This is a genomic window from Pseudomonas peradeniyensis (genome assembly GCF_014268935.2).
GTDB lineage: Bacteria > Pseudomonadota > Gammaproteobacteria > Pseudomonadales > Pseudomonadaceae > Aquipseudomonas > Aquipseudomonas peradeniyensis.
Genome location: NZ_JABWRJ020000003.1, coordinates 188,104 through 208,703, shown reverse-complemented (window position 1 = coordinate 208,703; position 20,600 = coordinate 188,104). Strand labels below are relative to the sequence as shown.

General features: G+C 65.3%; 20 protein-coding genes. 8 read left to right on the top strand and 12 right to left on the bottom strand.

Going from position 1 to position 20,600, the window contains the following annotated elements; translation table 11 throughout:
• Positions 1-106: 106 nt before the first annotated feature.
• The 3 genes from HU751_RS15835 to HU751_RS15825 are packed head-to-tail and all read right to left on the bottom strand — an operon-like array spanning position 107 to position 1,068.
• The gene (locus tag HU751_RS15835; RefSeq protein ID WP_186732103.1) at positions 107-577 is read right to left on the bottom strand and encodes an inhibitor of vertebrate lysozyme family protein; all 471 of its coding nucleotides are present in this window, start codon (positions 575-577) and stop codon (positions 107-109) included.
• A 5-nt stretch (positions 578-582) separates the two neighbouring features.
• Entirely contained in the window at positions 583-744 is a 162-nt protein-coding gene (locus tag HU751_RS15830; protein ID WP_008092060.1) for a DUF1328 domain-containing protein, read from the bottom strand.
• Positions 745-783: 39 nt separating this feature from the next.
• The gene (locus tag HU751_RS15825) at positions 784-1,068 is read right to left on the bottom strand and encodes a hypothetical protein (protein WP_186732104.1); all 285 of its coding nucleotides are present in this window, start codon (positions 1,066-1,068) and stop codon (positions 784-786) included.
• 391 nt (positions 1,069-1,459) lie between these two features.
• Between HU751_RS15825 and algB the strand changes: the two genes are divergently transcribed.
• Together algB and HU751_RS15815 are read left to right on the top strand one after the other, a co-directional pair.
• A complete protein-coding gene (gene algB / locus HU751_RS15820; RefSeq protein ID WP_186732105.1) occupies positions 1,460-2,806 on the top strand; it encodes a sigma-54-dependent response regulator transcription factor AlgB in 1,347 nt (448 codons plus the stop codon).
• Entirely contained in the window at positions 2,803-4,581 is a 1,779-nt protein-coding gene (locus HU751_RS15815; RefSeq protein ID WP_186732106.1) for a KinB sensor domain-containing domain, read from the top strand. The genes algB and HU751_RS15815 overlap by 4 nt, the downstream gene beginning before the upstream one ends.
• Before the next feature lie 75 nt (positions 4,582-4,656).
• Here HU751_RS15815 and HU751_RS15810 read toward each other — a convergent pair whose 3' ends face one another.
• The 7 genes from HU751_RS15810 to HU751_RS15780 all read right to left on the bottom strand — a co-directional run bounded on the left by HU751_RS15810 (position 4,657) and on the right by HU751_RS15780 (position 12,089).
• A complete protein-coding gene (locus HU751_RS15810) occupies positions 4,657-6,276 on the bottom strand; it encodes an EAL domain-containing protein (RefSeq protein WP_050703207.1) in 1,620 nt (539 codons plus the stop codon).
• Between the two features lie 245 nt (positions 6,277-6,521).
• Complete coding sequence (locus tag HU751_RS15805) at positions 6,522-7,298, bottom strand: N-acetylmuramoyl-L-alanine amidase (protein WP_050703206.1); 777 nt, start codon at positions 7,296-7,298, stop codon at positions 6,522-6,524.
• Between the two features lie 80 nt (positions 7,299-7,378).
• Entirely contained in the window at positions 7,379-9,376 is a 1,998-nt protein-coding gene (locus HU751_RS15800) for a GGDEF domain-containing protein (RefSeq protein ID WP_186732107.1), read from the bottom strand.
• A 96-nt stretch (positions 9,377-9,472) separates the two neighbouring features.
• A complete protein-coding gene (locus tag HU751_RS15795) occupies positions 9,473-10,324 on the bottom strand; it encodes an endonuclease/exonuclease/phosphatase family protein (RefSeq protein ID WP_028688670.1) in 852 nt (283 codons plus the stop codon).
• A gap of 12 nt (positions 10,325-10,336) precedes the next feature.
• A complete protein-coding gene (gene dsbA, locus HU751_RS15790) occupies positions 10,337-10,972 on the bottom strand; it encodes a thiol:disulfide interchange protein DsbA (RefSeq protein ID WP_186732108.1) in 636 nt (211 codons plus the stop codon).
• A gap of 165 nt (positions 10,973-11,137) precedes the next feature.
• Entirely contained in the window at positions 11,138-11,755 is a 618-nt protein-coding gene (locus tag HU751_RS15785) for a c-type cytochrome (RefSeq protein WP_186712198.1), read from the bottom strand.
• 31 nt (positions 11,756-11,786) lie between these two features.
• Positions 11,787-12,089 carry a c-type cytochrome gene (locus HU751_RS15780; RefSeq protein ID WP_186732109.1) on the bottom strand — a complete coding sequence of 101 codons (303 nt, stop codon included), beginning with the start codon at positions 12,087-12,089 and terminating at the stop codon, positions 11,787-11,789.
• A 208-nt stretch (positions 12,090-12,297) separates the two neighbouring features.
• Here HU751_RS15780 and yihA point away from each other — a divergent pair, with 208 nt between their 5' ends.
• A complete protein-coding gene (yihA, locus tag HU751_RS15775) occupies positions 12,298-12,930 on the top strand; it encodes a ribosome biogenesis GTP-binding protein YihA/YsxC (protein WP_028688674.1) in 633 nt (210 codons plus the stop codon).
• Positions 12,931-13,312: 382 nt separating this feature from the next.
• Here the strand turns inward: yihA and polA are convergent, their stop codons facing one another.
• Entirely contained in the window at positions 13,313-16,063 is a 2,751-nt protein-coding gene (gene polA, locus HU751_RS15770; protein WP_186732110.1) for a DNA polymerase I, read from the bottom strand.
• 74 nt (positions 16,064-16,137) lie between these two features.
• Between polA and HU751_RS15765 the strand changes: the two genes are divergently transcribed.
• Complete coding sequence (locus HU751_RS15765; protein ID WP_050703199.1) at positions 16,138-16,425, top strand: DUF2782 domain-containing protein; 288 nt, start codon at positions 16,138-16,140, stop codon at positions 16,423-16,425.
• 71 nt (positions 16,426-16,496) lie between these two features.
• The gene (locus HU751_RS15760; protein ID WP_186732111.1) at positions 16,497-17,447 is read left to right on the top strand and encodes a homoserine kinase; all 951 of its coding nucleotides are present in this window, start codon (positions 16,497-16,499) and stop codon (positions 17,445-17,447) included.
• A 104-nt stretch (positions 17,448-17,551) separates the two neighbouring features.
• On the opposite strand, the gene HU751_RS15755 is transcribed toward HU751_RS15760, so the two are convergent.
• Positions 17,552-18,508, bottom strand: coding sequence for a zinc ABC transporter substrate-binding protein (locus tag HU751_RS15755; RefSeq protein WP_186732112.1), 957 nt, complete (start codon positions 18,506-18,508; stop codon positions 17,552-17,554).
• An 18-nt stretch (positions 18,509-18,526) separates the two neighbouring features.
• On the opposite strand from HU751_RS15755, the gene zur reads away from it, so the two are divergent.
• The 3 genes from zur to znuB are packed head-to-tail and all read left to right on the top strand — an operon-like array spanning position 18,527 to position 20,557.
• Positions 18,527-19,012 carry a zinc uptake transcriptional repressor Zur gene (gene zur, locus HU751_RS15750; RefSeq protein ID WP_050703196.1) on the top strand — a complete coding sequence of 162 codons (486 nt, stop codon included), beginning with the start codon at positions 18,527-18,529 and terminating at the stop codon, positions 19,010-19,012.
• Positions 19,009-19,782, top strand: a complete 774-nt coding sequence (gene znuC / locus HU751_RS15745; protein ID WP_186732113.1) for a zinc ABC transporter ATP-binding protein ZnuC — start codon at positions 19,009-19,011, stop codon at positions 19,780-19,782. The genes zur and znuC overlap by 4 nt, the downstream gene beginning before the upstream one ends.
• Positions 19,775-20,557, top strand: a complete 783-nt coding sequence (gene znuB / locus HU751_RS15740; protein ID WP_050703194.1) for a zinc ABC transporter permease subunit ZnuB — start codon at positions 19,775-19,777, stop codon at positions 20,555-20,557. Before znuC ends, znuB begins: the two co-directional genes overlap by 8 nt.
• Positions 20,558-20,600 lie beyond the last annotated feature (43 nt).

Sequence of the window (20,600 nt, the reverse complement as noted above, 5' to 3'; positions counted from 1 at the left end):
GCCCGGCCCCTTGGTCATGCGCCGCCCCTCCTCGGGGCGGCGCATCATAGAAGCCTGAAAGATAAAAAGGTTCAGCTTCTATAGCGTTACAGTGCGCGACCGCTGATCAGTACCAGTTCGGGTCACGCTTGAGCTGCTCCTGCAGCAAGGCCTTCATGCCCTCGTCCGGCTTGCCCAGCCAGCGGTAGTCGGCATGGCGGGTGGGCGACTTGTCGGCGGGCAGGCCTTCGGGCACTTCCACGAGCATGCCGTAGGCGTCCTCCTTGTCCCAACTGAAGGCCACGATCAGGCGCTTGTAGGTGCAGTTGCCCTCGGACTCGCACAACGGGCCGACCAGGTACTGGTCACCGTCCTCGGTCACCGCCGACATCTGCTGCGCCGAGCTGCCGCTCAGGTTGATCACCCACTCGGGCAGGCGTTCCTCGTTCTTGAGGGTCTTCTGCCAGGTTTTTTGGTATTCGGGGTCCGAGCCGAGCAACTGGTTGGCCCGAACCTGACCATCATTGGCCGCCAGCGCCGTCGCGCCACTGCCCAGCAGCAGCGCGACGACCAGGGCCTTGGGGAGCATCCTGCTCATGGTCATCAACCTCTGCCGCGGCCGAAGAAGAAGGAGGCGACGAACAGCACCAGGAAGACAATGAACAGGATCTTCGCGATACCGGTCGCGGCGCCAGCGATGCCGCCAAAGCCCAGAACCGCGGCGATGATGGCGATGATCAGGAAGGTGATTGCCCAACTAAGCATGATGTTTCTCCTTTTCTTGTGCGAAATCGGTCGATGGCGTCAGAACACCCAACGCTCCTCGGGCTGGACGCGCTCTAGCACGGCAGGCGCATTGTCGGTACTGGGAAGCGGCTCGGCGGCCTTGACCAGGGTGGTGGCATGGGTCGCCCGCATTTGCGTCAACAGCGCGGTCTGCACCGCCACCTGCTCGGCCAGCCGGGCGGTCTGCCAGCTGTGATAGAACAGGCCCGCCGCCAAGGTGAGCAGCAGGGCCATGCCGAGGAACAAAAGCTGGTGCAGGGGGACTACAGCGCTCTGCGTACATTTGTCTTGGGGGCGATTCATGCCGGCTCCTCCTGCTGTGCTTGTTATCCATTCTGCAAAGGTCATTGCAGCCTGCATGCCAGCCTTAAAGCACAACAAAAAATCCTTTTAAATCATATAGATAGGCAATTAACCCAATTTGAAGAGGGACGTATCCTGCACGATGCCCCGCAATCGGGTCGTGCGTTTTGCACGACCCAGCCCTCGTCCAGGCGATAGCGATACCTCGAATCCAGCCCCTGGGATCGGAATAGCAGCCAATTGCCAGCGATCAACTTCATATTTATCAGACACTTAGCCATCATTAGGGCATGCAGCTAGCATGCATGGAGCGGAATCAATCAGAATCGACCATGCAACTTGCCCGATTTTTCCGACACTAATTGAGATCAATCCCAAAGGAGCGCAGGAAATGGAATCAGCCCAGGACAACCAAGGCCGCATTCTGCTGGTGGACGACGAGTCCGCCATCCTGCGCACATTCCGTTATTGCCTCGAGGACGAGGGCTACAGCGTGGCCACCGCCAACAGCGCCGCCCAGGCCGAGGCCCTGTTGCAGCGCCAGGTGTTCGACCTGTGTTTCCTCGACCTGCGCCTGGGCGAGGACAATGGCCTGGACGTGCTGGCGCAGATGCGTATCCAGGCACCGTGGATGCGGGTGGTGATCGTCACCGCCCATTCGGCCATCGACACCGCGGTGGATGCCATCCAGGCCGGCGCCGCCGACTACCTGGTCAAGCCCTGCAGCCCCGACCAGCTGCGCCTGGCCACCGCCAAGCAGCTGGAGGTGCGGCAACTGTCGGCGCGCCTGGAGGCCCTCGAAGGCGAGGTGCGCAAACCCAAGGACGGCCTCGACTCCCATAGCCCGGCGATGATGGCGGTGCTGGAAACCGCGCGCCAGGTCGCGACCACCGACGCCAACATCCTCATCCTCGGCGAGTCGGGCACCGGCAAGGGCGAGCTGGCCCGTGCCATCCATGGCTGGAGCAAGCGGGCGCGCAAGGCCTGCGTGACCATCAACTGCCCCTCGCTGAATGCCGAGCTGATGGAGAGCGAGCTGTTCGGCCACACCCGCGGTGCCTTCACCGGCGCCAGCGAAAGCACCCTGGGGCGGGTCAGCCAGGCCGATGGCGGCACGCTGTTTCTCGACGAGATCGGCGATTTTCCCCTCACACTGCAGCCAAAACTGCTGCGTTTCATCCAGGACAAGGAATACGAGCGGGTCGGCGACCCGGTCACCCGTCGGGCGGACGTGCGGATCCTCGCGGCCACCAACCTCAACCTCGACGAGATGGTCCGCGAGAACCGCTTCCGTGAAGACCTGCTGTACCGGTTGAACGTCATCACCCTGCACCTGCCGCCGCTGCGCGAGCGCAGCGAGGACATCCTGACCCTGGCCGACCGCTTCCTGGCCCGCTTCGTCAAGGAGTACTCGCGCCCGGCCCGCGGCTTCAGCGACGAAGCCCGGGCCGCGCTGCTCAACTACCGCTGGCCGGGCAATATCCGCGAGCTGCGCAACGTGATCGAACGGGCCAGCATCATTTGCCCGCAGGAGCGGGTGGAGATCACCCACCTGGGCATGGCCGAGCAACCCGCCAGCAACGCCCCCAGGGTCGGCGCGGCGCTGAGCCTGGATGAACTGGAACGCGCCCATATCGGCGCGGTGCTGGCCACCAGCGACACCCTCGACCAGGCGGCCAAGACCCTGGGTATCGACGCCTCCACCCTGTACCGCAAGCGCAAGCAGTACAACCTATGAAATGGCCGATGAAGCTGCGCACGCGGCTGTTTCTCAGCATTTCGGCACTGGTCACGGTAGCGCTGCTAGGCCTGATGCTGGGGCTGTTCAGCGTGCTGCAGATGGCAGCCCTGCAGCAGCGCGTGGTGCAGGACACCACCCACACCCTGGAGCTGGGCCTGAAGCTGCGGCAAAACCTGGGTGAGCAGTTGAACCTGATCCTCGACGAGGACACCGCCCCGGCCAGCCTGGTGACCTTGCAGGACCAGTTCCAGGCACTGCTCAAGCAGGGCCTGGAGCAGGGCGGCGAGCGTACGGGTTTCAGCAAGGCCGCCAGCAATTACCAGGCGTTCGTCCAGGCTTACCGGCAAAGCCCAGCGCCCGCCCGCAGTATGGGCGTGGACCAACCCCTCGGCGCCGCCTTCAACCAGGTCCGCGCCGACCTGCTGGACTCCCACCGCCAAGCCTTGGATCACATCGCCCGCAGCGAGGAGAAGTCACGCGACCGCGCCCTGCTGATCAGCGGCCTGCTGGGGCTGATGGGCCTCACCGTGCTGGTACTCGGTTTCATTACCGCGCACAACATCGCCCGCCGCTTCGGCCAGCCGATCGAGGCGCTGGCCAAGGCCGCCGACCAGGTCGGCCAGGGCAATTTCGACGTCACCCTGCCGGTGACCCAGGCCACCGAGCTCAACCAGCTGACCCGCCGCTTCGGCCTGATGGCCGATGCCCTGCGCAAGCACCAGGCCACCAACATCGACGAGCTACAGGCCGGCCAGCAACGCTTGCAGGCGGTGCTCGACAGCATCGACGACGGCCTGCTGATCATCGATCGCCAGGGCCGCCTGGAACACCTCAACCCGGTGGCCCAGCGCCAGCTCGGCTGGGACCCGAGCCGGCTCGGCGCAAGCCTGGCCGAGGCCCTGCAGCGCCCTGAGCTGGAAAAGCAGCTGCGCCAGGTGCTGCGCGGCGGCAGCCTGGACAGGCCGCCAGACGACCTGAGCCTGGAGGTGGATGAGGAAACCCGCCTGCTGACCTACAGCCTGACCCCGGTCAGCCACCCCGAGGGGCCGATCCTCGGCGCGGTGATGGTGCTGCACGACGTCACCGAGCAGCGCGCCTTCGAGCGGGTGCGCAGCGAGTTCGTGCTGCGTGCCTCCCACGAGTTGCGCACGCCGGTCACCGGCATGCACATGGCGTTCGGCCTGCTGCGCGAGCGGGTCAGCTTCCCGCCCGAGGCGCGGGAAAACGACCTGCTCGAGACCATCGCCGAGGAGATGCAGCGCCTCACCCAGCTGATCAACGACCTGCTCAACTTCTCGCGCTATCAAAGCGGCCTGCAGAAGCTGGAACTGGCCCCCTGTGCCCTCGACGAACTGTTCGAGCGCGCCCAGGCACGCTTTGCCGAACAGGCCTCGGGCAAGCAGATCGAGCTGATACGCGAGCTGGAACCGCCGTTGCCGCGCATCCAGGCCGACGTCGCGCAACTCGACCGGGTGCTCGACAACCTGCTGCACAACGCCATCCGCCACACCGGCAGCGGCGGGCGCATCCGCCTGCACGCGCGACGCCACGCCGAGCGGGTGATCATCAGCGTCGAGGACAACGGCGAAGGCATCGCCTACGGCCAGCAAGGGCGGATCTTCGAGCCGTTCGTGCAGGTCGGGCGCAAGAAAGGCGGGGCCGGCCTGGGCCTGGCGCTGTGCAAGGAGATCGTCCAGCTGCATGGCGGAAGGATGGGGGTGTTCTCGCGACCAGGGCAGGGCACGCAGTTCTACATGGCCTTACCGGTCTGACATCGTTTCTTGGTGGAAGCGGCGGTGCGCCGATGCGACTTGCCTCGCGATGAGGCCGGCCCAGGCAACCCGGCCTCAAGGCTCATCATCGATCCGCCGCCCAGCCACCCGCCGCCCCCGGGTAATCAGCTCGGCAAACTGGCGCGCGTTCAACGGATGGGCGAACAACCAGCCCTGGCCATAGTTGACCCCCTCGCTGTTGAGCAGCTCCGCCTGGTCCTCTGACTCGATGCCCTCGGCGATCACCCGCAGGTGCAGGTCGTGGGCCATGCGGATGATGTGCGGCGCCACGCCGCTGCTGGCGGCGTCATGGCCGAGGGCGTCGATGAACGACTTGTCGATCTTCAGGCAGTCCACCGGCAACGTCTGCAAGTAGGCCAGGCTGCAGTAGCCGGTGCCGAAGTCATCGATCAACACCTGGTGACCCACGGCGCGCAAAGCCTGCAGGTTGTCCCGCGCCACCACCACATCGATCAGCCCGCGCTCGGTCACCTCGAAGGCAATCTGCCGGGGCGCCACCCGATGATGGGCCAGCAGCCGCGCCGCCACCCGGCCGATGCGCGGCGCCATGACATCGCAGGCCGCCAGGTTGACCGAGATGTACAGCTGGCGGTTGGCCCGCAGCAACTGCCCCAGCTGCTCCAGTACCCGCTGCAGGACGAAGTCGGTGATCTGGCGAATCTGCCCGGTGTTCTCCGCCAGGGGAATGAACAGCTCCGGGCTGGTCAGGCTGCCGTCCGGACGGCGCCAGCGCACCAGCGCCTCTGCCCCGACGCAGCGGCGGCTGTCCAGCTCGAAGATCGGCTGGTACAGCACCTGCAGCTCACCCCGGCGCAAGGCCTGTTGCAGTTCCGAACTCATCGAGCGGCGCTGCAGGATCAGTTGCAGCACCAGCCAGCCGATGCACGCCGCCAGCACCAGGCTGCCGGGGAACAGCAACCAGAGCAGGCCGTTGAGCTTCAGGGGCAGGCTGGCGCGAGGGGCGATCAGCACCAGCTGGTAGTCCGGCGACTTGGTGGACATGCGATAGACCAGCCGGTCGGGCAGCTCGATCAGCGACTTGCCCTGCGGCGGCGGCCAATCGGCGATCGGTGGCCAGGGTTGCGCCGGCCCCAGCACCGGGATGGCCCGCGTGCCCCGGTCCAGTACTACCAGCAGGCTGCCGCCCGGGGGCAGGTCGACTACGTCGGTAAGGTGGCCACGGGAGGTGGACACCACGAAGCGGCCCCGGCCCAGCATCAGCGCCGCAAGGTTCTCGTTGGGCTCGGTGGTGGTGTTGAGCCAGTAGCTGTAGGTCGGGCCCTGGATGTCAGGGCTGCGCAAGGGTTCGATAGTCCGCTCGCCGCCGCGGTTCGAACAGGCCAGCGTGCCTTCCACATAGGACGCCTCGTAGATGAATCGCGACTTCAGCGCCACCTGCTGCAGTTGCGCCAGCATCTGCGGGTCGCAGCCGCGCAGGGGCTGCGCCTGAAGCTGGTCCACGCCCTCGCGCAACTGGCCGAATACCTGCTCCAGGCGCTCCAGGAAACGCTCGCCCTGGGCATTCATCTGCGCGCTTTCGCTCTGCTTCATCTGCTGCAAGGCCACGTTGACGCTGATCGCCAGCAACAGCACGGCACTGGCCAACGCCGCGAGCGCGGCCAACAGCCAGGGTCGGTGGAAAAATTGACGCACCGAAGCGAGGAGGTCAAACATGCGTGGCATCCAGTTGAATACCAAAGGTATAGCAACTGAATCGATGCTTGGCGTGGCCGCTGGGCGTGTGGAGCGGTCCTATCGAGGATCGCCCCGCGATTTATGGTGCGCTGTTACACAGGAAGAAAAGGCGCAGGCTCTACCAGCGTGGGAGCGGGCTTGCCCCGCGATCACCGGCGAAGCCGGTGCCATGCACCGCATCGCGGGGCAAGCCCGCTCCCACGCTGAACGTTCAAAAAACCGTATTAGCGCTTGCGGTTGAGCACCTGCAACATCGCCGCGGTCTGCGCATCCGGCACACCATCGAAGCGCTGCGGGCGGAAGCGCATCTGGAACGCAGCAATCACATGGCGGGTGGACACATCCAGCTCTCCGGTCTGGTCGATGGCGTAGCCAAAGCGCGCCAGCTGCTGCTGGTACCAGGTGACGCTCGGCGGATTGACCTCGAAATAGGCCTGCTGGCGTGCCACCGAGGCAGCGTCCGGCCAGATGCCCAGGCCTGCGTCGGCCAGGCGCTTCCAGGGAAACAGCGGGCCGGGGTCGAGCTTGCGCAACGGCGCGATGTCGCTGTGGCCGATGATGTGGCGCGGGTCGATGTTGTTGCGCTTGACGATATCCTTGAGCAGCGCGATCAGCGCCTGCACCTGCGCTTCGCTGTACGGGTGCCAGACCCGCCCGGTCGGCGTGTCGGTATACCCCTCGTTGACGATCTCAATGCCGATGGAGCTGGAGTTGAGCCAGGTGCGACCCTGCCACTGGCTGTCCCCGGCATGCCAGGCGCGGCGGTTCTCGTCCACCAGCTGATACACCGTGGCCGGGCCGTCACCGATCAGGTAGTGGCTGCTGACTTCGCCATGGGTCAGCAGGGCGAGTGAACGCTCCAGCGAGGCATTGGTGTAATGCAGCACGACGAACTGGATACGACTGTCCTGGTTGGCCGAAGGATGGCTGCGGTCGATGCGCAGGCCACTGGAACAACCTGCCAGGGCCAGCAGGAGCAGGGCGGTGAAGAGTCTTTTCATTGCAAAGGGCACGTCATGGAGTCAGCGGCGACAATGCTACAGTATAACGTGCCCGCCACGATTGCTCACCCTGAACCCGACTAACCCTGCTCCACCCGATTGCGCCCCTGCTCCTTGGCCCGGTACAACGCCTCGTCGGCGCGCTTGAGCACCTGGTCGCCGCGCTCGCCGGAGCGGAAGGCGCTGATGCCGATGGAAGTGGTGATGACCACCCGCTCGCCCTTGAAGTGGAACGGGCAGGCCTCGATGGCCGCCCGCAGCGCCTCGGCCACCTGCGCCGCCGCGGGCGGCGAGGTCTGCGGCAGCAGCAGGACAAATTCCTCGCCGCCGAAACGGGCGATGAAGTCGCGCCCGCGCAGGCGCTTGCGCAGCTGGTCGGCAACGATCTTCAGCACCTTGTCGCCCGCCAGGTGACCATAGCCGTCGTTGATGCGCTTGAAATGGTCGAGGTCAAGGATGGCCATGGCCAGGTGGCCGCCGTTTTCCTGCCAGTCGAGCACCTCGCGCTCGACCTGCTCGCTCCAGGCCGCCCGGTTGGGCAGGCCGGTGAGCGGATCGATCATGGCTTTCTGGCGCTGCTCCTCCAGGTGCTCGCGGTAACCGAGGGCCTCCTGCTCCATGCTCGCCACGCGCTCGGCCAGGCCTTGCAGGCGGCTGGCCAGCTCGTGCTCGCGACGGTCGCGCTCATGCTGGTGATCGTCCATGGTCACCAGCAGGCCTTCGAGACGGTTCTCCAGGATGTGCTTGAGGCTGTCGACATCGACGGCGCCCTGCACGCTGCTTTGCAGGCCATCGACCTGCTCGCGCAACTGGCTGTCCAGCTCGCGGGCGGCTGAACTGTTGTCGGCATGGCCGGCGCTGGCTTCGTGCAGGTGACTCTGGAAGGTTTCCAGGCGCTCGTTGAGCTGCTGCAGGTAGGCTTCGAACTCGTGCTGGCCACTGTCGGTGATCGCCAGCATGAGCACGGCCAGATCATCCAGGACCGGAATCAGCTCGTACCAGTTCAGCCCCCGTGAAACCCGCTCACGCATCTCCAGGGCCTGGGCCTTGTGGCGCTCCGGCAGGCTGAGGTCATCGAGCAGGCCGATCAGGGTCTGCTCGATATGGGCGGCAACCTGGCTGTACGGTGGCTCGACCGCGTCGGGGAGAGCATAAGGGCCGTCTTCGCCGATAACCTCATCTGCCGCAGGTTCCAGCTCATCCGGTACGGGTTGCACGTCCTCGACAAGCGCCACGGGCTCAGCAATCGCTACGTCAACGCGCTCCACCTCGGCTTGAGGTTCGGCTTTCGGTTCGACAACGGGCACTGGCGTGGTTTCAACCAACGCTGGACCGGGCAGTTCAACTTCCGGCTCGGGTTCCGGTTCGGGCAATTCGGCAGGCGCGGTGTGCTCCTGCGCAGGCTCAGGCGTGACAGGCGGCACAGGTGCAAGAGCATGCAGTTCATCGGCATCCCTGGCCAGCGCCTCAGGCGCGATGACGGGAGACTCCTGCGCCGCAGGCACAGGTATTTCGACGGCCACGGGCGCAGGCACCAGCTCGCCCGGGGCCTCGTCACGGCCGCCGAACAGGCGTTGCAGGAAGCCCGGGCGGGCTTCGTCCTCGGGCTTTTGCACCGCGCTCAGGGCACGCCCCTGCAAGCCGCTGAGCTCACCCAGCAAGGGCGGCAGTTCGCGGGATTGGCTGACCCCACCGTCGAGCTTCTTCGCCAGTTTTTTCAGCGGCCGCGACACCTCGCCCGGCAGCGGCAGGGTCTGCAGCTGGGTGACCAGCGCGGTCAGCGCCTCGCTGACCTGGTTCATGCGGGTCTCACGGCGCTGCTCGGAGTCGAGCACGGCTTTTTCCAGGCGGGGAATCAGCCCGGCGAGGCCGGCGTCCATATTGTCGCTGCGGATGACCTCGCGCATTTCCTTCATGCACTGGTCAACGGTCTTGTCGCTACCTTCAGCCGCCAGGGTGCTGCGCACCAGGCCACGGCGCAGCAGGTCGAGACGGGCTTCCCAGCGCCGCTCGAGCTTTTCCTGCTGCTCGATGCTCTTGAGGTATTTTTCTTTCCAGCGCTCGGCTTCTTCGGTCATGCCTGGATCCGCAACGGGTAGTGGCATCTAGTCCTGCAATCACTGGATTTCGGCGGAAAAGCCCAACACTTGAGTGCAGGATTCGCCCAGACAGGACTAACTCAGGACCGGCAGCGTATCCACTGTCAGGGCATCAGGCAATCGGATCTCGACGGCAACCGGAAGGTGGTCGGAAATAGGCTGCGCCAGCACCTCGACACGCTCGAGCGTCAGGCTTGGGCTGAGCAGGATGTGGTCCAGGCAGCGCTGGGGGCGCCAACTGGGGAAGGTGGCCTCGACCTGGGGCGCGATCAGGCCCAGGTCACGTAGTGGCGAGTGGTCGATCAGGTCGTTGGCGTGGGTGTTCATGTCGCCCATGAGGATCTGGTGGCGATAGCCACCGATCAGCTCGCGGATGTAGGCCAGCTGACGGGCGCGGGTCTTGGCGCCAAGGGCCAGGTGCATCATCACCACGATCAGCGCATCCTCGCCCTCGCCGAAGCGCACCAGGATCGCCCCGCGGCCGGACGGGCCGGGCAAGGGGTGGTCTTCCAGGTGCTGGGGCTTGAGGCGGCTGAGCACGCCGTTGCTGTGCTGGGCGAAACGCCCGAGATTGCGGTTGAGCTGCTGGTACCAGTAAGGGAAGGCGCCCAACTGGGCAAGGTGTTCGACCTGGTTGACGAAGCCGGAGCGCAGGCTGCCGCCGTCGGCTTCCTGCAAGGCCACCAGGTCGAAGTCGCCGAGCAGGTCGCCGATCTTCTGCAGGTTGCCGGCGCGCCCGTTGTGCGGCAGCAGGTGCTGCCAGCTGCGGGTGACATAGTGCCGATAACGCTCGGTGCTGATACCGACCTGGATGTTGAAGCTGAGCAGCCGCAGGCGACCATCTTCCGGCAGGCCGGTGGCCCGCAGGTGATGCTCGTTGACCTGCGGCTGGGGCAGGCCAATGCCTCGCGTGGCACGCAAGCGCATGGCGGTCGCCGCTTACTTAGCGGCGCGCTCCTTGGCGATCAGTTGGTCAGCGACGTTCAGCACGCCTTCCGGACCTTGGGCGGTGCCCAGGTCGAAGCGGTACTTGCCGTTGACGACCATGCTCGGGACGCCGGTGATCTCGTACTTCTTGGCCAGTTCCTTGGCCTGGTTGACCTGGCCCTTGATGGCGAAGGAGTTGAAGGTGGCGAGGAACTTGTCCTTGTCCACGCCCTGGGTGGCCAGGAAGTCGGCCATTTCCTCAGGCTTGGTCAGGCGCATGCGCTTGTTCTGGATGGCATCGAATACCGCGTTGTGGACGTTGTGCTCCACACCCATGGCTTCCAGGGTCAGGAACATCTGGCCGTGGGCATCCCATGGACCACCGAACATGGCCGGTATGCGCTTGAAGTTGACGTCCTTGGGCAGCTTGTCGACCCAAGGGTTGATGACCGGCTCGAAGTGGTAGCAGTGCGGGCAGCCATACCAGAACAGCTCGACGACTTCGATCTTGCCGGGTACCGAAACCGGGACCGGGTTGCTCAGCTCGATATATTCCTTGCCGGCGGTTGCAGGCTCCGCGGCCTGCACGGCGGCCATACCGAATACGCTGGCGGCGACCAGCGCGGCGCTGAGAATCAGTTTACGCATGCTTTACTCCTGAGCAGTCTTTGGTCGCCTCGACGCGACCCGTGTAGGACAGGCCGGGAAGGGCTCGAGTTCTGTAGTGTAACGGCTATGGACAGAAAAAAGGGCAGCCTGGGCTGCCCTTTTCATCTTTAGCGCTGGTGCATTAACCGAGTGTTAACGCGTATTTCAGTGCAGGCCCTGGATGTAGCTGGACAGCGCTTCGATGTCCTTGTTGCTCAATTTGCCGGCGATGGTGCGCATGGTCATGGCGTCGCCGTCGTTGGTGCGGTTGCCTTCGCGGAAGTCGGTCAGCTGCTTGCCGACGTACTGCGCGTGCTGACCGCTCAAGTGCGGGAATTTCGCCAGGGCGATGCCCGCGCCGTTGGGCGAGTGGCAGCCGGTGCAGGCGGGCATGCCTTTCTCGAGGTTGCCGCCATTGAACAGGGCACGGCCACGCTCGACCAGTTTCGGGTCGGCGGCGCCAACGCTGCCTTTCTGGCTGGCGAAATAGGCGGCGATATCGGCCAGGTCCTGGTCGTTGAAGTTGGCCAGCATGCCGGTCATCTCCAGCACGGTACGCTTGCCGTCCTTGATGTCATGCAGCTGCTTGTTCAGGTAGGGCTCACCTTGGCCGGCGAGTTTCGGGAAGTTCGGTGCCAGGCTGTTGCCGTCAGGGTTGTGGCAGGCCCCACAGACAGCTGTTTTGGCCTGACCGGCAGCAGCATCGCCTTTGATGGGTCCCGCAGCAGTTGCCGCACCTGCGACCCCCATGGTCAACAGCAGACTCACGAATAGTTTGTTCATCAGCTAATCCAACACGGCTAAGGGTGAAATGTTATGTATCGGGACTGCCGCTCATCCAAAGGATGACCAAACGGTAGTCCTCGGCACTGCAGTCCATGCACAATCCACGCGGCGGCATAGCCTTGAAACCCTGTGTAACATGCACCACCAGTTGCTCCATGCCTCGCGCCAGCCTTGGCTCCCAGGCCGCCCGGTCACCGCTTTTGGGTGCCTGGGGCAGTTGTCCGGCGTGACAGGCCGCGCACGTGCGGTTGTACAACACCTCGGGATCCTGTGTAGCCTGTGCGCTGAAAAACGGCAGGAACATACCGACAGCAAGCAGCCATTTCGCCATGCGAAACGACCTGACAGGGTTGGGGGCCGCGCTGCGTTCTGTTGCGCGAGCTATTGTTCGACACCCCATGCTCAATTGCCTTCGCTGGGCGAATGAGCACACAAAAACTGGGGCATTATATACTTCCGCCAGCCAAACGGAAACGACACCGCTTGCCAGGCCTGGTCCTACGCCTCCAGCGCTGGGCAACACCCACATCGGAAATCCCATGCAAGTCAAGAACCCCATCCTCGGCCTCTGCCAGAAAGCCAAATTCGCCCTCAGCGCCGCCAAGGTCGAACAATGCCCCGAAGACCAGGGTTACGAGGTGGCTTTCGCCGGCCGTTCCAACGCCGGTAAATCCAGCGCCCTCAACACCCTGACCCACGCCAGCCTGGCACGCACCTCGAAGACCCCCGGGCGCACCCAGCTGCTGAATTTCTTCAGTCTGGACGATGAACGGCGTTTGGTCGACCTGCCGGGCTACGGTTATGCAAAAGTGCCGATTCCGCTCAAGCAGCACTGGCAGAAACACCTGGAAGCCTACCTGGGCAGCCGCGAGTGCCTGCGCGGGGTGATCCTGATGATGGACACCCGCCACCCGATGACCGACTTCGACAAGATGATGCTCGACTGGGCCAAGGCCAGCGGCATGCCCATGCACATCCTGCTGACCAAGGCCGACAAGCTGACCCATGGCGCCGGCAAGAACACCCTGCTCAAGGTGCAGGCGGAAATCCGCAAGGGCTGGGGCGATGCGGCGACCATCCAGCTGTTCTCGGCGCCCAAGCGCCAGGGGCTGGAAGAGGCCTACCGGGTGCTGGCGGACTGGATGGAGCTGGAAGACAAGCCGGCTGTCTGAAGGCCAAGGGATACTTTCGTGGGAGCGGGCTTGCCCCGCGACCAGTTGATCGCGGGGCAAGCCCGCTCCCACGGATTTCCCAGGCTTCAGGCCGAATTCCGGGCAAAAAAAACCCCGGACTTCGTATGGGGAGGGGGAAGTTCGGGGTCCAAGTCCGGACCGCTAGGGCGGGGTCCAGATATCTGCCAACACTTAACACAACATAGGAGCATCGAAAGGCTTCACCAGCCATTCAGTACCTCTGAGTGGCGGTTCACCGGTTTAGTTCCGAGCCCCTCGAAACTATTTGCGATAGTTTCATGAAACTCCCGATCTAAGGCTCGAGGCCAGCACCGGATCCGCGACACTACGCCGCAGATCCTACACAGCTTTCACGCGGCGTTTAGTGAGCTTCGTCCCAATTCGAGCCAACGCCCACTTCCACCAGCAGCGGCACGTCGAGTTCCGCGGCACCGCTCATGTAGCCACGAATTTCATCTTTCACCTGCTCGACCAGGTCCTCGCGCACTTCGAGCACCAGTTCGTCGTGCACCTGCAGGATCACTCGCGCATCCAGCTTGCTGTCGGTCAGCCAGTTATCCACCGCCACCATGGCGCGCTTGATGATGTCCGCCGCGGTGCCCTGCATCGGGGCGTTGATCGCGGTGCGCTCGGCGCCTTTGCGCAGGGCCGGGTTCTTGGCGTTGATGTCCGGCAGGTACAGGCGACGGCCGAACAGGGTCTCGACGAAGCCCTGCTCGGCGGCCTGGGCGCGGGTGCGCTCCATGTAGGCCAGCACGCCGGGGTAACGGGCGAAGTAGCGGTCGATGTAGTCCTGGGACTGCTTGCGGTCGACGCCGATCTGCTTGGCCAGGCCGAACGCGCTCATACCGTAGATCAGGCCGAAGTTGATCGCCTTGGCGCTGCGGCGCTGGTCGGTGGTGACGTCCGTCAGGGCCACGCCGAACACTTCGGCGGCGGTGGCGCGGTGCACGTCCAGGTCGTTGCGGAAGGCATGCAGCAGGCCTTCGTCCTTGGCCAGGTGGGCCATGATGCGCAGCTCGATCTGCGAATAGTCCGCCGCCAGCAGCCTGTAGCCTGGGCTGGCGACGAAGGCCTGGCGAATACGCCGGCCTTCGGCGGTGCGCACCGGGATGTTCTGCAGGTTCGGGTCGCTGGACGACAGCCGGCCGGTGGCGGCCACGGCCTGCTGGTAGGAGGTGTGGATCCGCCCGGTGCGCGGGTTGATCTGCCCCGGCAGCTTGTCGGTGTAGGTGCTCTTGAGCTTGCTCAGGCTGCGGTACTGCATCAGTACCTTGGGCAGCGGGTAGCCCTGCTCGGCCAGGTCATCCAGGACCGCCTCGGCGGTGGACGGCTGGCCCTTGGCGGTCTTGCTCAGCACCGGCATGCCCAGCTTGTCGTAGAGGATCGCGCCCAGCTGCTTGGGCGAGCCCAGGTTGAATTCCTCGCCGGCCAGGGCGTATGCCTCACGCTCCAGCTCGACCAGCTTCGCCCCCAGCTCGCCGCTCTGCACGCCGAGCAGCGCGGCGTCGACCAACGCGCCCTGGCGCTCGATCTTCGCCAGCACCGGCACCAGCGGCATCTCGATGTCCATCAGCACCGGCAGCACGCTCGGCGTCTTGGCCAGGCGCGCCTGCAACGCGTGGTGCAGGCGCAGGGTGATGTCGGCGTCCTCGGCCGCGTAGGGGCCGGCCTTCTCCAGGGGGATCTGGTTGAAGGTCAGTTGCTTGGCGCCCTTGCCGGCGATGTCCTCGAAGCCGATGGTGGTGTGGTCCAGGTACTTCTGCGCCAGGCTGTCCATGTCGTGACGGGTGGCGGTGGAGTCGAGCACATAGGACTCGAGCATGGTGTCGTAGGCCACGCCGCGCATCAGGATGGCCGGGCTGCCGTTGGCCAGGATGTTGATGTCGTACTTGGCGTTCTGACCGATCTTGCCCTTGGCCGGGTCTTCCAGCAGGGGCTTGAGGGCCAGCAGCACGGCGTCACGGTCGAGCTGGGCGGGGGCGCCTTCGTAATCGTGGGCCAGCGGCACGTAGGCGGCCTCGTGGGGCTCGACGGCGAACGACAGGCCGACCAGTTGCGCCTGCTGTGCGTCTAGGCCGGTGGTCTCGGTGTCGAAGGCGAACAGCGGCGCCTGGCGCAGCTTCTCCAGCCAGGCGTCGAAACGCGCCTGGTCGAGGATGGTCTCGTACTTCGGCTCGACCTTCTCGGCCACAGGCTCGATGTCGGCAGCAACGCTGTCACCGGCCTTGGGCGCGCTGCGCTGGACCTCGGCCACCCAGCTCTTGAACTCCATCTCGGTGTACAGCGCCAGCAGCGCCTCGCGGTCCGGCTCGCCGCAGACAAGGGCTTGCACTTCGACATCCAGTTCGACATCGCACTTGATGGTCGCCAGCTCGTAGGACAGGAAGGCCGCGTCGCGGTGCTCCTCGAGCTTGGCCGGCAGGGTCTTGGCGCCACGGATGGCCAGGGCCGGCACCTTGTCGAGGTTGTCGTACAGGTCGCGCAGGCCACCGCCGATGCCGGTCAGCAGGCCGACCGCGGTCTTCTCGCCAACGCCCGGCACCCCAGGGATGTTGTCGACCTTGTCGCCCATCAGGGCGAGAAAATCGATGATGTGCTCGGGACCTACGCCGAACTTCTCGTGAACGCCGGCGATATCCAGCACGCTGCCGGTCATGGTGTTGACCAGGGTGACGTGGCCGTCCACCAGCTGGGCCATGTCCTTGTCGCCAGTCGAGATGATCACCGGGCGGCCGGCAGCAGCGGCGCTGCGGGCCAAGGTGCCGATAACGTCGTCGGCCTCCACGCCCTCGACGCACAGCAGCGGGTAGCCGAGGGCGCGGACGCTGGCGTGCAGCGGCTCGACCTGCACCCGCAAATCGTCAGGCATGCTCGGGCGGTTGGCCTTGTACTCAGCGAACATGGCGTCACGGAAGGTCCCGCCCTTGGCGTCGAAAACCACCGCGAACAGGCTGTCCGGGTACTGCTTGCGCAGGCTCTTGAGCATGTTCAGCACGCCCTTGACCGCGCCGGTGGGCAGGCCCTTGGAGGTGGTCAGCGGCGGCAGCGCGTGAAAGGCGCGGTAGAGGTAGGACGAACCGTCCACCAGGACGAGGGGCGCTTGGCTCATGAGGAGAATCAACCTTTTCGACGGGTCCGGCGCTAGAATAGCCGGATCAATGACGACAAAAGGACTAGGTTATCATGCGCACACCCATTCGCCTGTTACTGCTCGGTCTGCTGGCCACCATGCCGGTCGTCACCCTGGCGGCGGACGAAGCCCCATCGGCCGATCCCGATGTAACCATTCGCACGGAAGGCGACAAGACCATCCAGGAGTACCGTCAAAACGGCTTCCTGTATGCGATCAAGGTCACGCCGAAGAACGGCAAGCCTTATTTCCTGGTACGCGCCGATGGCTCCGAAGGCAATTTCATTCGTTCCGACCAGCCGGACATGCTGATTCCGTCCTGGAAGATCTTCGAGTGGTAAGCTAGTAACGCGTATCGTTCTTATCAACCAGGCACTTCCGGCGGAAGTGCCCGCATGGGCAATTCTTCAACATGTCAGTCTTCACCCCTGTGTCCCGGCCTGAGCTGGAAACCTTTCTGGCGCCGTACGAGCTGGGTCGCCTGCTCGACTTCCAGGGCATTGCCGCCGGTACCGAGAACAGCAATTTCTTCGTCAGCCTGGAAAAAGGGGAGTTCGTCCTCACACTGATCGAGCGCGGACCGGCAGAAGACATGCCGTTCTTCATCGAGCTGCTCGACGTGCTGCACGCTGCCGACATGCCGGTGCCCTACGCCCTGCGCGACCGCGACGGCAACGGCCTGCGCGAGCTGTGCGGCAAGCCGGCGCTGTTGCAGCCACGGCTGTCGGGCAAGCACATCAAGGCGCCGAACAACCAGCACTGCGCCCAGGTCGGCGAGCTGTTGGCGCATATCCACCTGGCCACCCGCGAGCACATCATCGAGCGCCGCACCGACCGTGGCCTGGACTGGATGCTGGAATCGGGCGCCGAGCTACTGCCGGGCCTGAACCGGGAACAGGCCGGGCTGCTGCAGCCGGCGCTGGCGGAAATCACCGCGCACAAGGCGCAGATCCTCGCCCTGCCCAAGGCCAACCTGCACGCCGACCTGTTCCGCGACAACGTGATGTTCGAAGGCACCCACCTGACCGGGCTGATCGACTTCTACAACGCCTGCTCCGGGCCGATGCTGTACGACATTGCCATCACCGTGAACGACTGGTGCCTGGACGAGCAGGGCGGTATCGACCTGCCACGCGCCCAGGCCCTGCTGGGCGCCTATGCGGCGCTGCGGCCGTTCACCGCCGCCGAGGCCGAGCTGTGGCCGGTGATGCTGCGGGTGGCTTGCGTGCGCTTCTGGCTGTCGCGCCTGATCGCGGCGCAGGCGTTCGCCGGGATGGACGTGATGATCCATGACCCGAGCGAATTCGAGGTGCGCCTGGCGCAGCGCCAGCAGGTGGCGCTGAAGCTACCGTTCGCGCTCTGATAGGCAATAGCGGCATTTGTGGGAGCGGGCTTGCCCCGCGATAGCGCCGGGCCTGCCAACGCTATCGCGGGGCAAGCCCGCTCCCACCTGATCCGCCTACAGCCTCAGAGTTGTTCCAGGCAACCGGTCAGGTCGCTGCCCAGCTTCTCCAGCAAGCGCTCATAGCCCCTGGCATCCACCGCATCGCTGCCCCCCAGCGCATCCAGCTCCGCCAGGCGCACCGGCAAACCAGCGGTCAGCGTCTCGGCCAGGCGCGGGCGCAGCGGCGGCTCGCTGAACACACAGGTCTTGCCCACCGCCTGCAGGCGCTTGCGCATCGCGGCGACGTGTTGCGCGCCTGGCTGCACTTCCGAGGCGACGCTGAACACACCGGCGTGCTTCAGGCCATAGGCGGCCTCGAAGTAGTCGAAGGCCTCGTGGAACACGAAGTACGGCTTGCCGGTGATCCCCGCCACCCGCTGTTTGATCCGCCCATCCAAGGCATCCATGCGCTCGACGAACAGCTTGAGGTTGGCCTGGTAGCGCGGCGCATTGGCCGGATCCGCTGCCGCCAGGTCGCCGGCCATCTTCGTCGCGATCACCCGGGCATTCACCGACGACAGCCACAGGTGCGCATCAAGGCTGCCCGGACGGTGGTCATGGTCGTGATCGTCGTGGTCTTCCTCGTCGTGGGAGTGGCTGTCCTCGCCGAAATGGCGCAGCTGCAGGCCCGAAAGCGACTGCACGGCCACGGTCGACTTGGCACGGCTCTTCAACACACGGGGCAGGAAGCCTTCCATGTCCGGGCCGATCCAGTACAACAGGTCGGCATCGGCGACCTTGCGCACGTCGGAGGGGCGCAGCGCGTAGTTGTGCGGGGAAGCACCCGGCGGCAGCAGCACGTCGGGGCTGCCGACGCCGTCCTGGACGGCGGCGGCAATCTGCTGCAGGGGCTTGATGCTGGTCAGTACGCGCACATCGGCGTGGGCCGAAAAAGCGATGAAAGCGACAAAGAGGGCAAGGAATCGGGACACGGTGGATACTCGGGTCGTCAGAAACAGGTAACATAATAACGTCTCCATCCTGAACCGTCGCTGCCCATGTCCATCACGCCGCTGGCCCACCGTCCCCACGATCATTCCCACTGCGTCCACAGTGCGCTGGCCGAGGCCGACGCGCTGTGCAACCGTCAGGGCCTGCGCCTGACCGCCCTGCGCCGCCGCGTGCTGGAGCTGGTGTGGCAAAGCCACAAGCCGCTGGGCGCCTATGACATCCTCGCCGTGCTCAGCGAGCAGGACGGCCGCCGCGCCGCGCCGCCCACCGTCTATCGGGCGCTGGATTTCCTGCTGGAGAACGGCCTGGTGCACCGCATCGCATCGCTCAACGCCTTCATCGGCTGCAGTCATCCCGAGCATGCGCACCAGGGCCAGTTCCTGATCTGCCGCGAATGCCATGTGGCCATCGAGCTCGAGCAGAACAGCATCAGCGACGCCATCGTCAGCAGCGCCAAGGCCGTGGGCTTCGCCGTCGAGACGCAGACGGTCGAAGTGGTCGGCCTGTGCGGCAACTGCCGGGGCAAGGCATGAGCGACGCCCTGATCCGCCTCGAGCAGGTCGGCGTCAGCTTCGGCGGCGAGGCGGTGCTCGACAGCATCGACCTGGCCGTCGCGCCCGGGCAGATCGTCACCCTGATCGGCCCCAACGGCGCCGGCAAGACCACGCTGGTACGCGCCGTGCTCGGCCTGCTCAAGCCGCACCAAGGCAAGGTGTGGCGCAAGCCGAAACTGCGTATCGGCTACATGCCGCAGAAGATCCAGGTAGACGCCACGCTGCCGCTGTCGGTGCTGCGTTTCCTGCGCCTGGTGCCCGGGGTAGACCGCGCGGCAGCCTTGGCGGCGCTGCAGGAAGTCGGCGCCGAGCAGGTGATCGACAACCCGATCCAGACCATCTCCGGCGGCGAAATGCAGCGCGTGCTGCTGGCCCGCGCCCTGCTGCGCGAACCCGAACTGCTGGTGCTGGACGAACCGGTGCAAGGCGTCGACGTAGTCGGCCAGACCGAGCTGTACAACCTGATCACCCGCCTGCGCGACCGCCATGGCTGCGGCGTGCTGATGGTCTCCCACGACCTGCACCTGGTGATGAGCGCCACCGACCAGGTGGTCTGCCTCAACCGTCATGTGTGCTGCTCCGGCCACCCGGAGCAGGTCAGCAACGACCCGGCCTTCGTCGAGCTGTTCGGCCAGAACGCGCCGAGCCTGGCCATCTACCACCACCATCACGATCACAGCCACGACCTGCACGGCTCGGTGATCGCCCCCGGCGCCCATGTCCACGGAGAGCACTGCAAGCATGGCTGATTTTCTTCTCTACGCCCTGCTTGCCGGCCTGTCGCTGGCGCTCGTCGCCGGCCCGCTGGGCTCCTTCGTGGTCTGGCGGCGCATGGCCTACTTCGGCGACACCCTGTCCCACGCCGCGCTGCTCGGCGTGGCGCTGGGCTTCGCCCTGGACGTCAGCCCGGCGCTGGCGGTGACCGTCGGCTGCCTGTTGCTGGCGATCCTCCTGGTGACCCTGCAACAGCGCCAGCCACTGGCCTCGGACACCCTGCTCGGCATCCTCGCCCCCAGCACCCTGTCGCTGGGCCTGGTGGTGCTGAGCTTCATGCACGATGTGCGCATCGACCTGATGGCCTACCTGTTCGGCGACCTGCTGGCGATCAGCACCACCGACCTGGCCTGGATCCTCGGCGGTAGCGCGCTGGTGCTGGTGCTGCTGGCGATGTTCTGGCGGCCGCTGCTGGCAGTCACCGTGCACGAGGAGCTAGCGATGGTCGAAGGCCTGCCAGTGGCCGGCCTGCGCCTGGCGCTGATGCTGCTGATCGCCGTGGTGATCGCGGTGGCGATGAAGATCGTCGGCGTGCTGCTGATCACCTCGCTGCTGATCATTCCGGCCGCCGCGGCACAGCGTCACGCCCGCTCGCCGGAGCAGATGGCCGTGGGCGCCAGCCTGCTGGGGGTTACCGCGGTCTGTGGCGGCCTGGCGCTGTCCTGGTTCAAGGACACCCCGGCCGGGCCTTCGATCGTGGTCTGTGCGGCGGTGCTATTCTTGCTGAGCCTGGCGTTGCCGAAACGCTGAGATTCCAGGGCGCCTGCTGACGCGCCCTGCAACCTTTTCATCG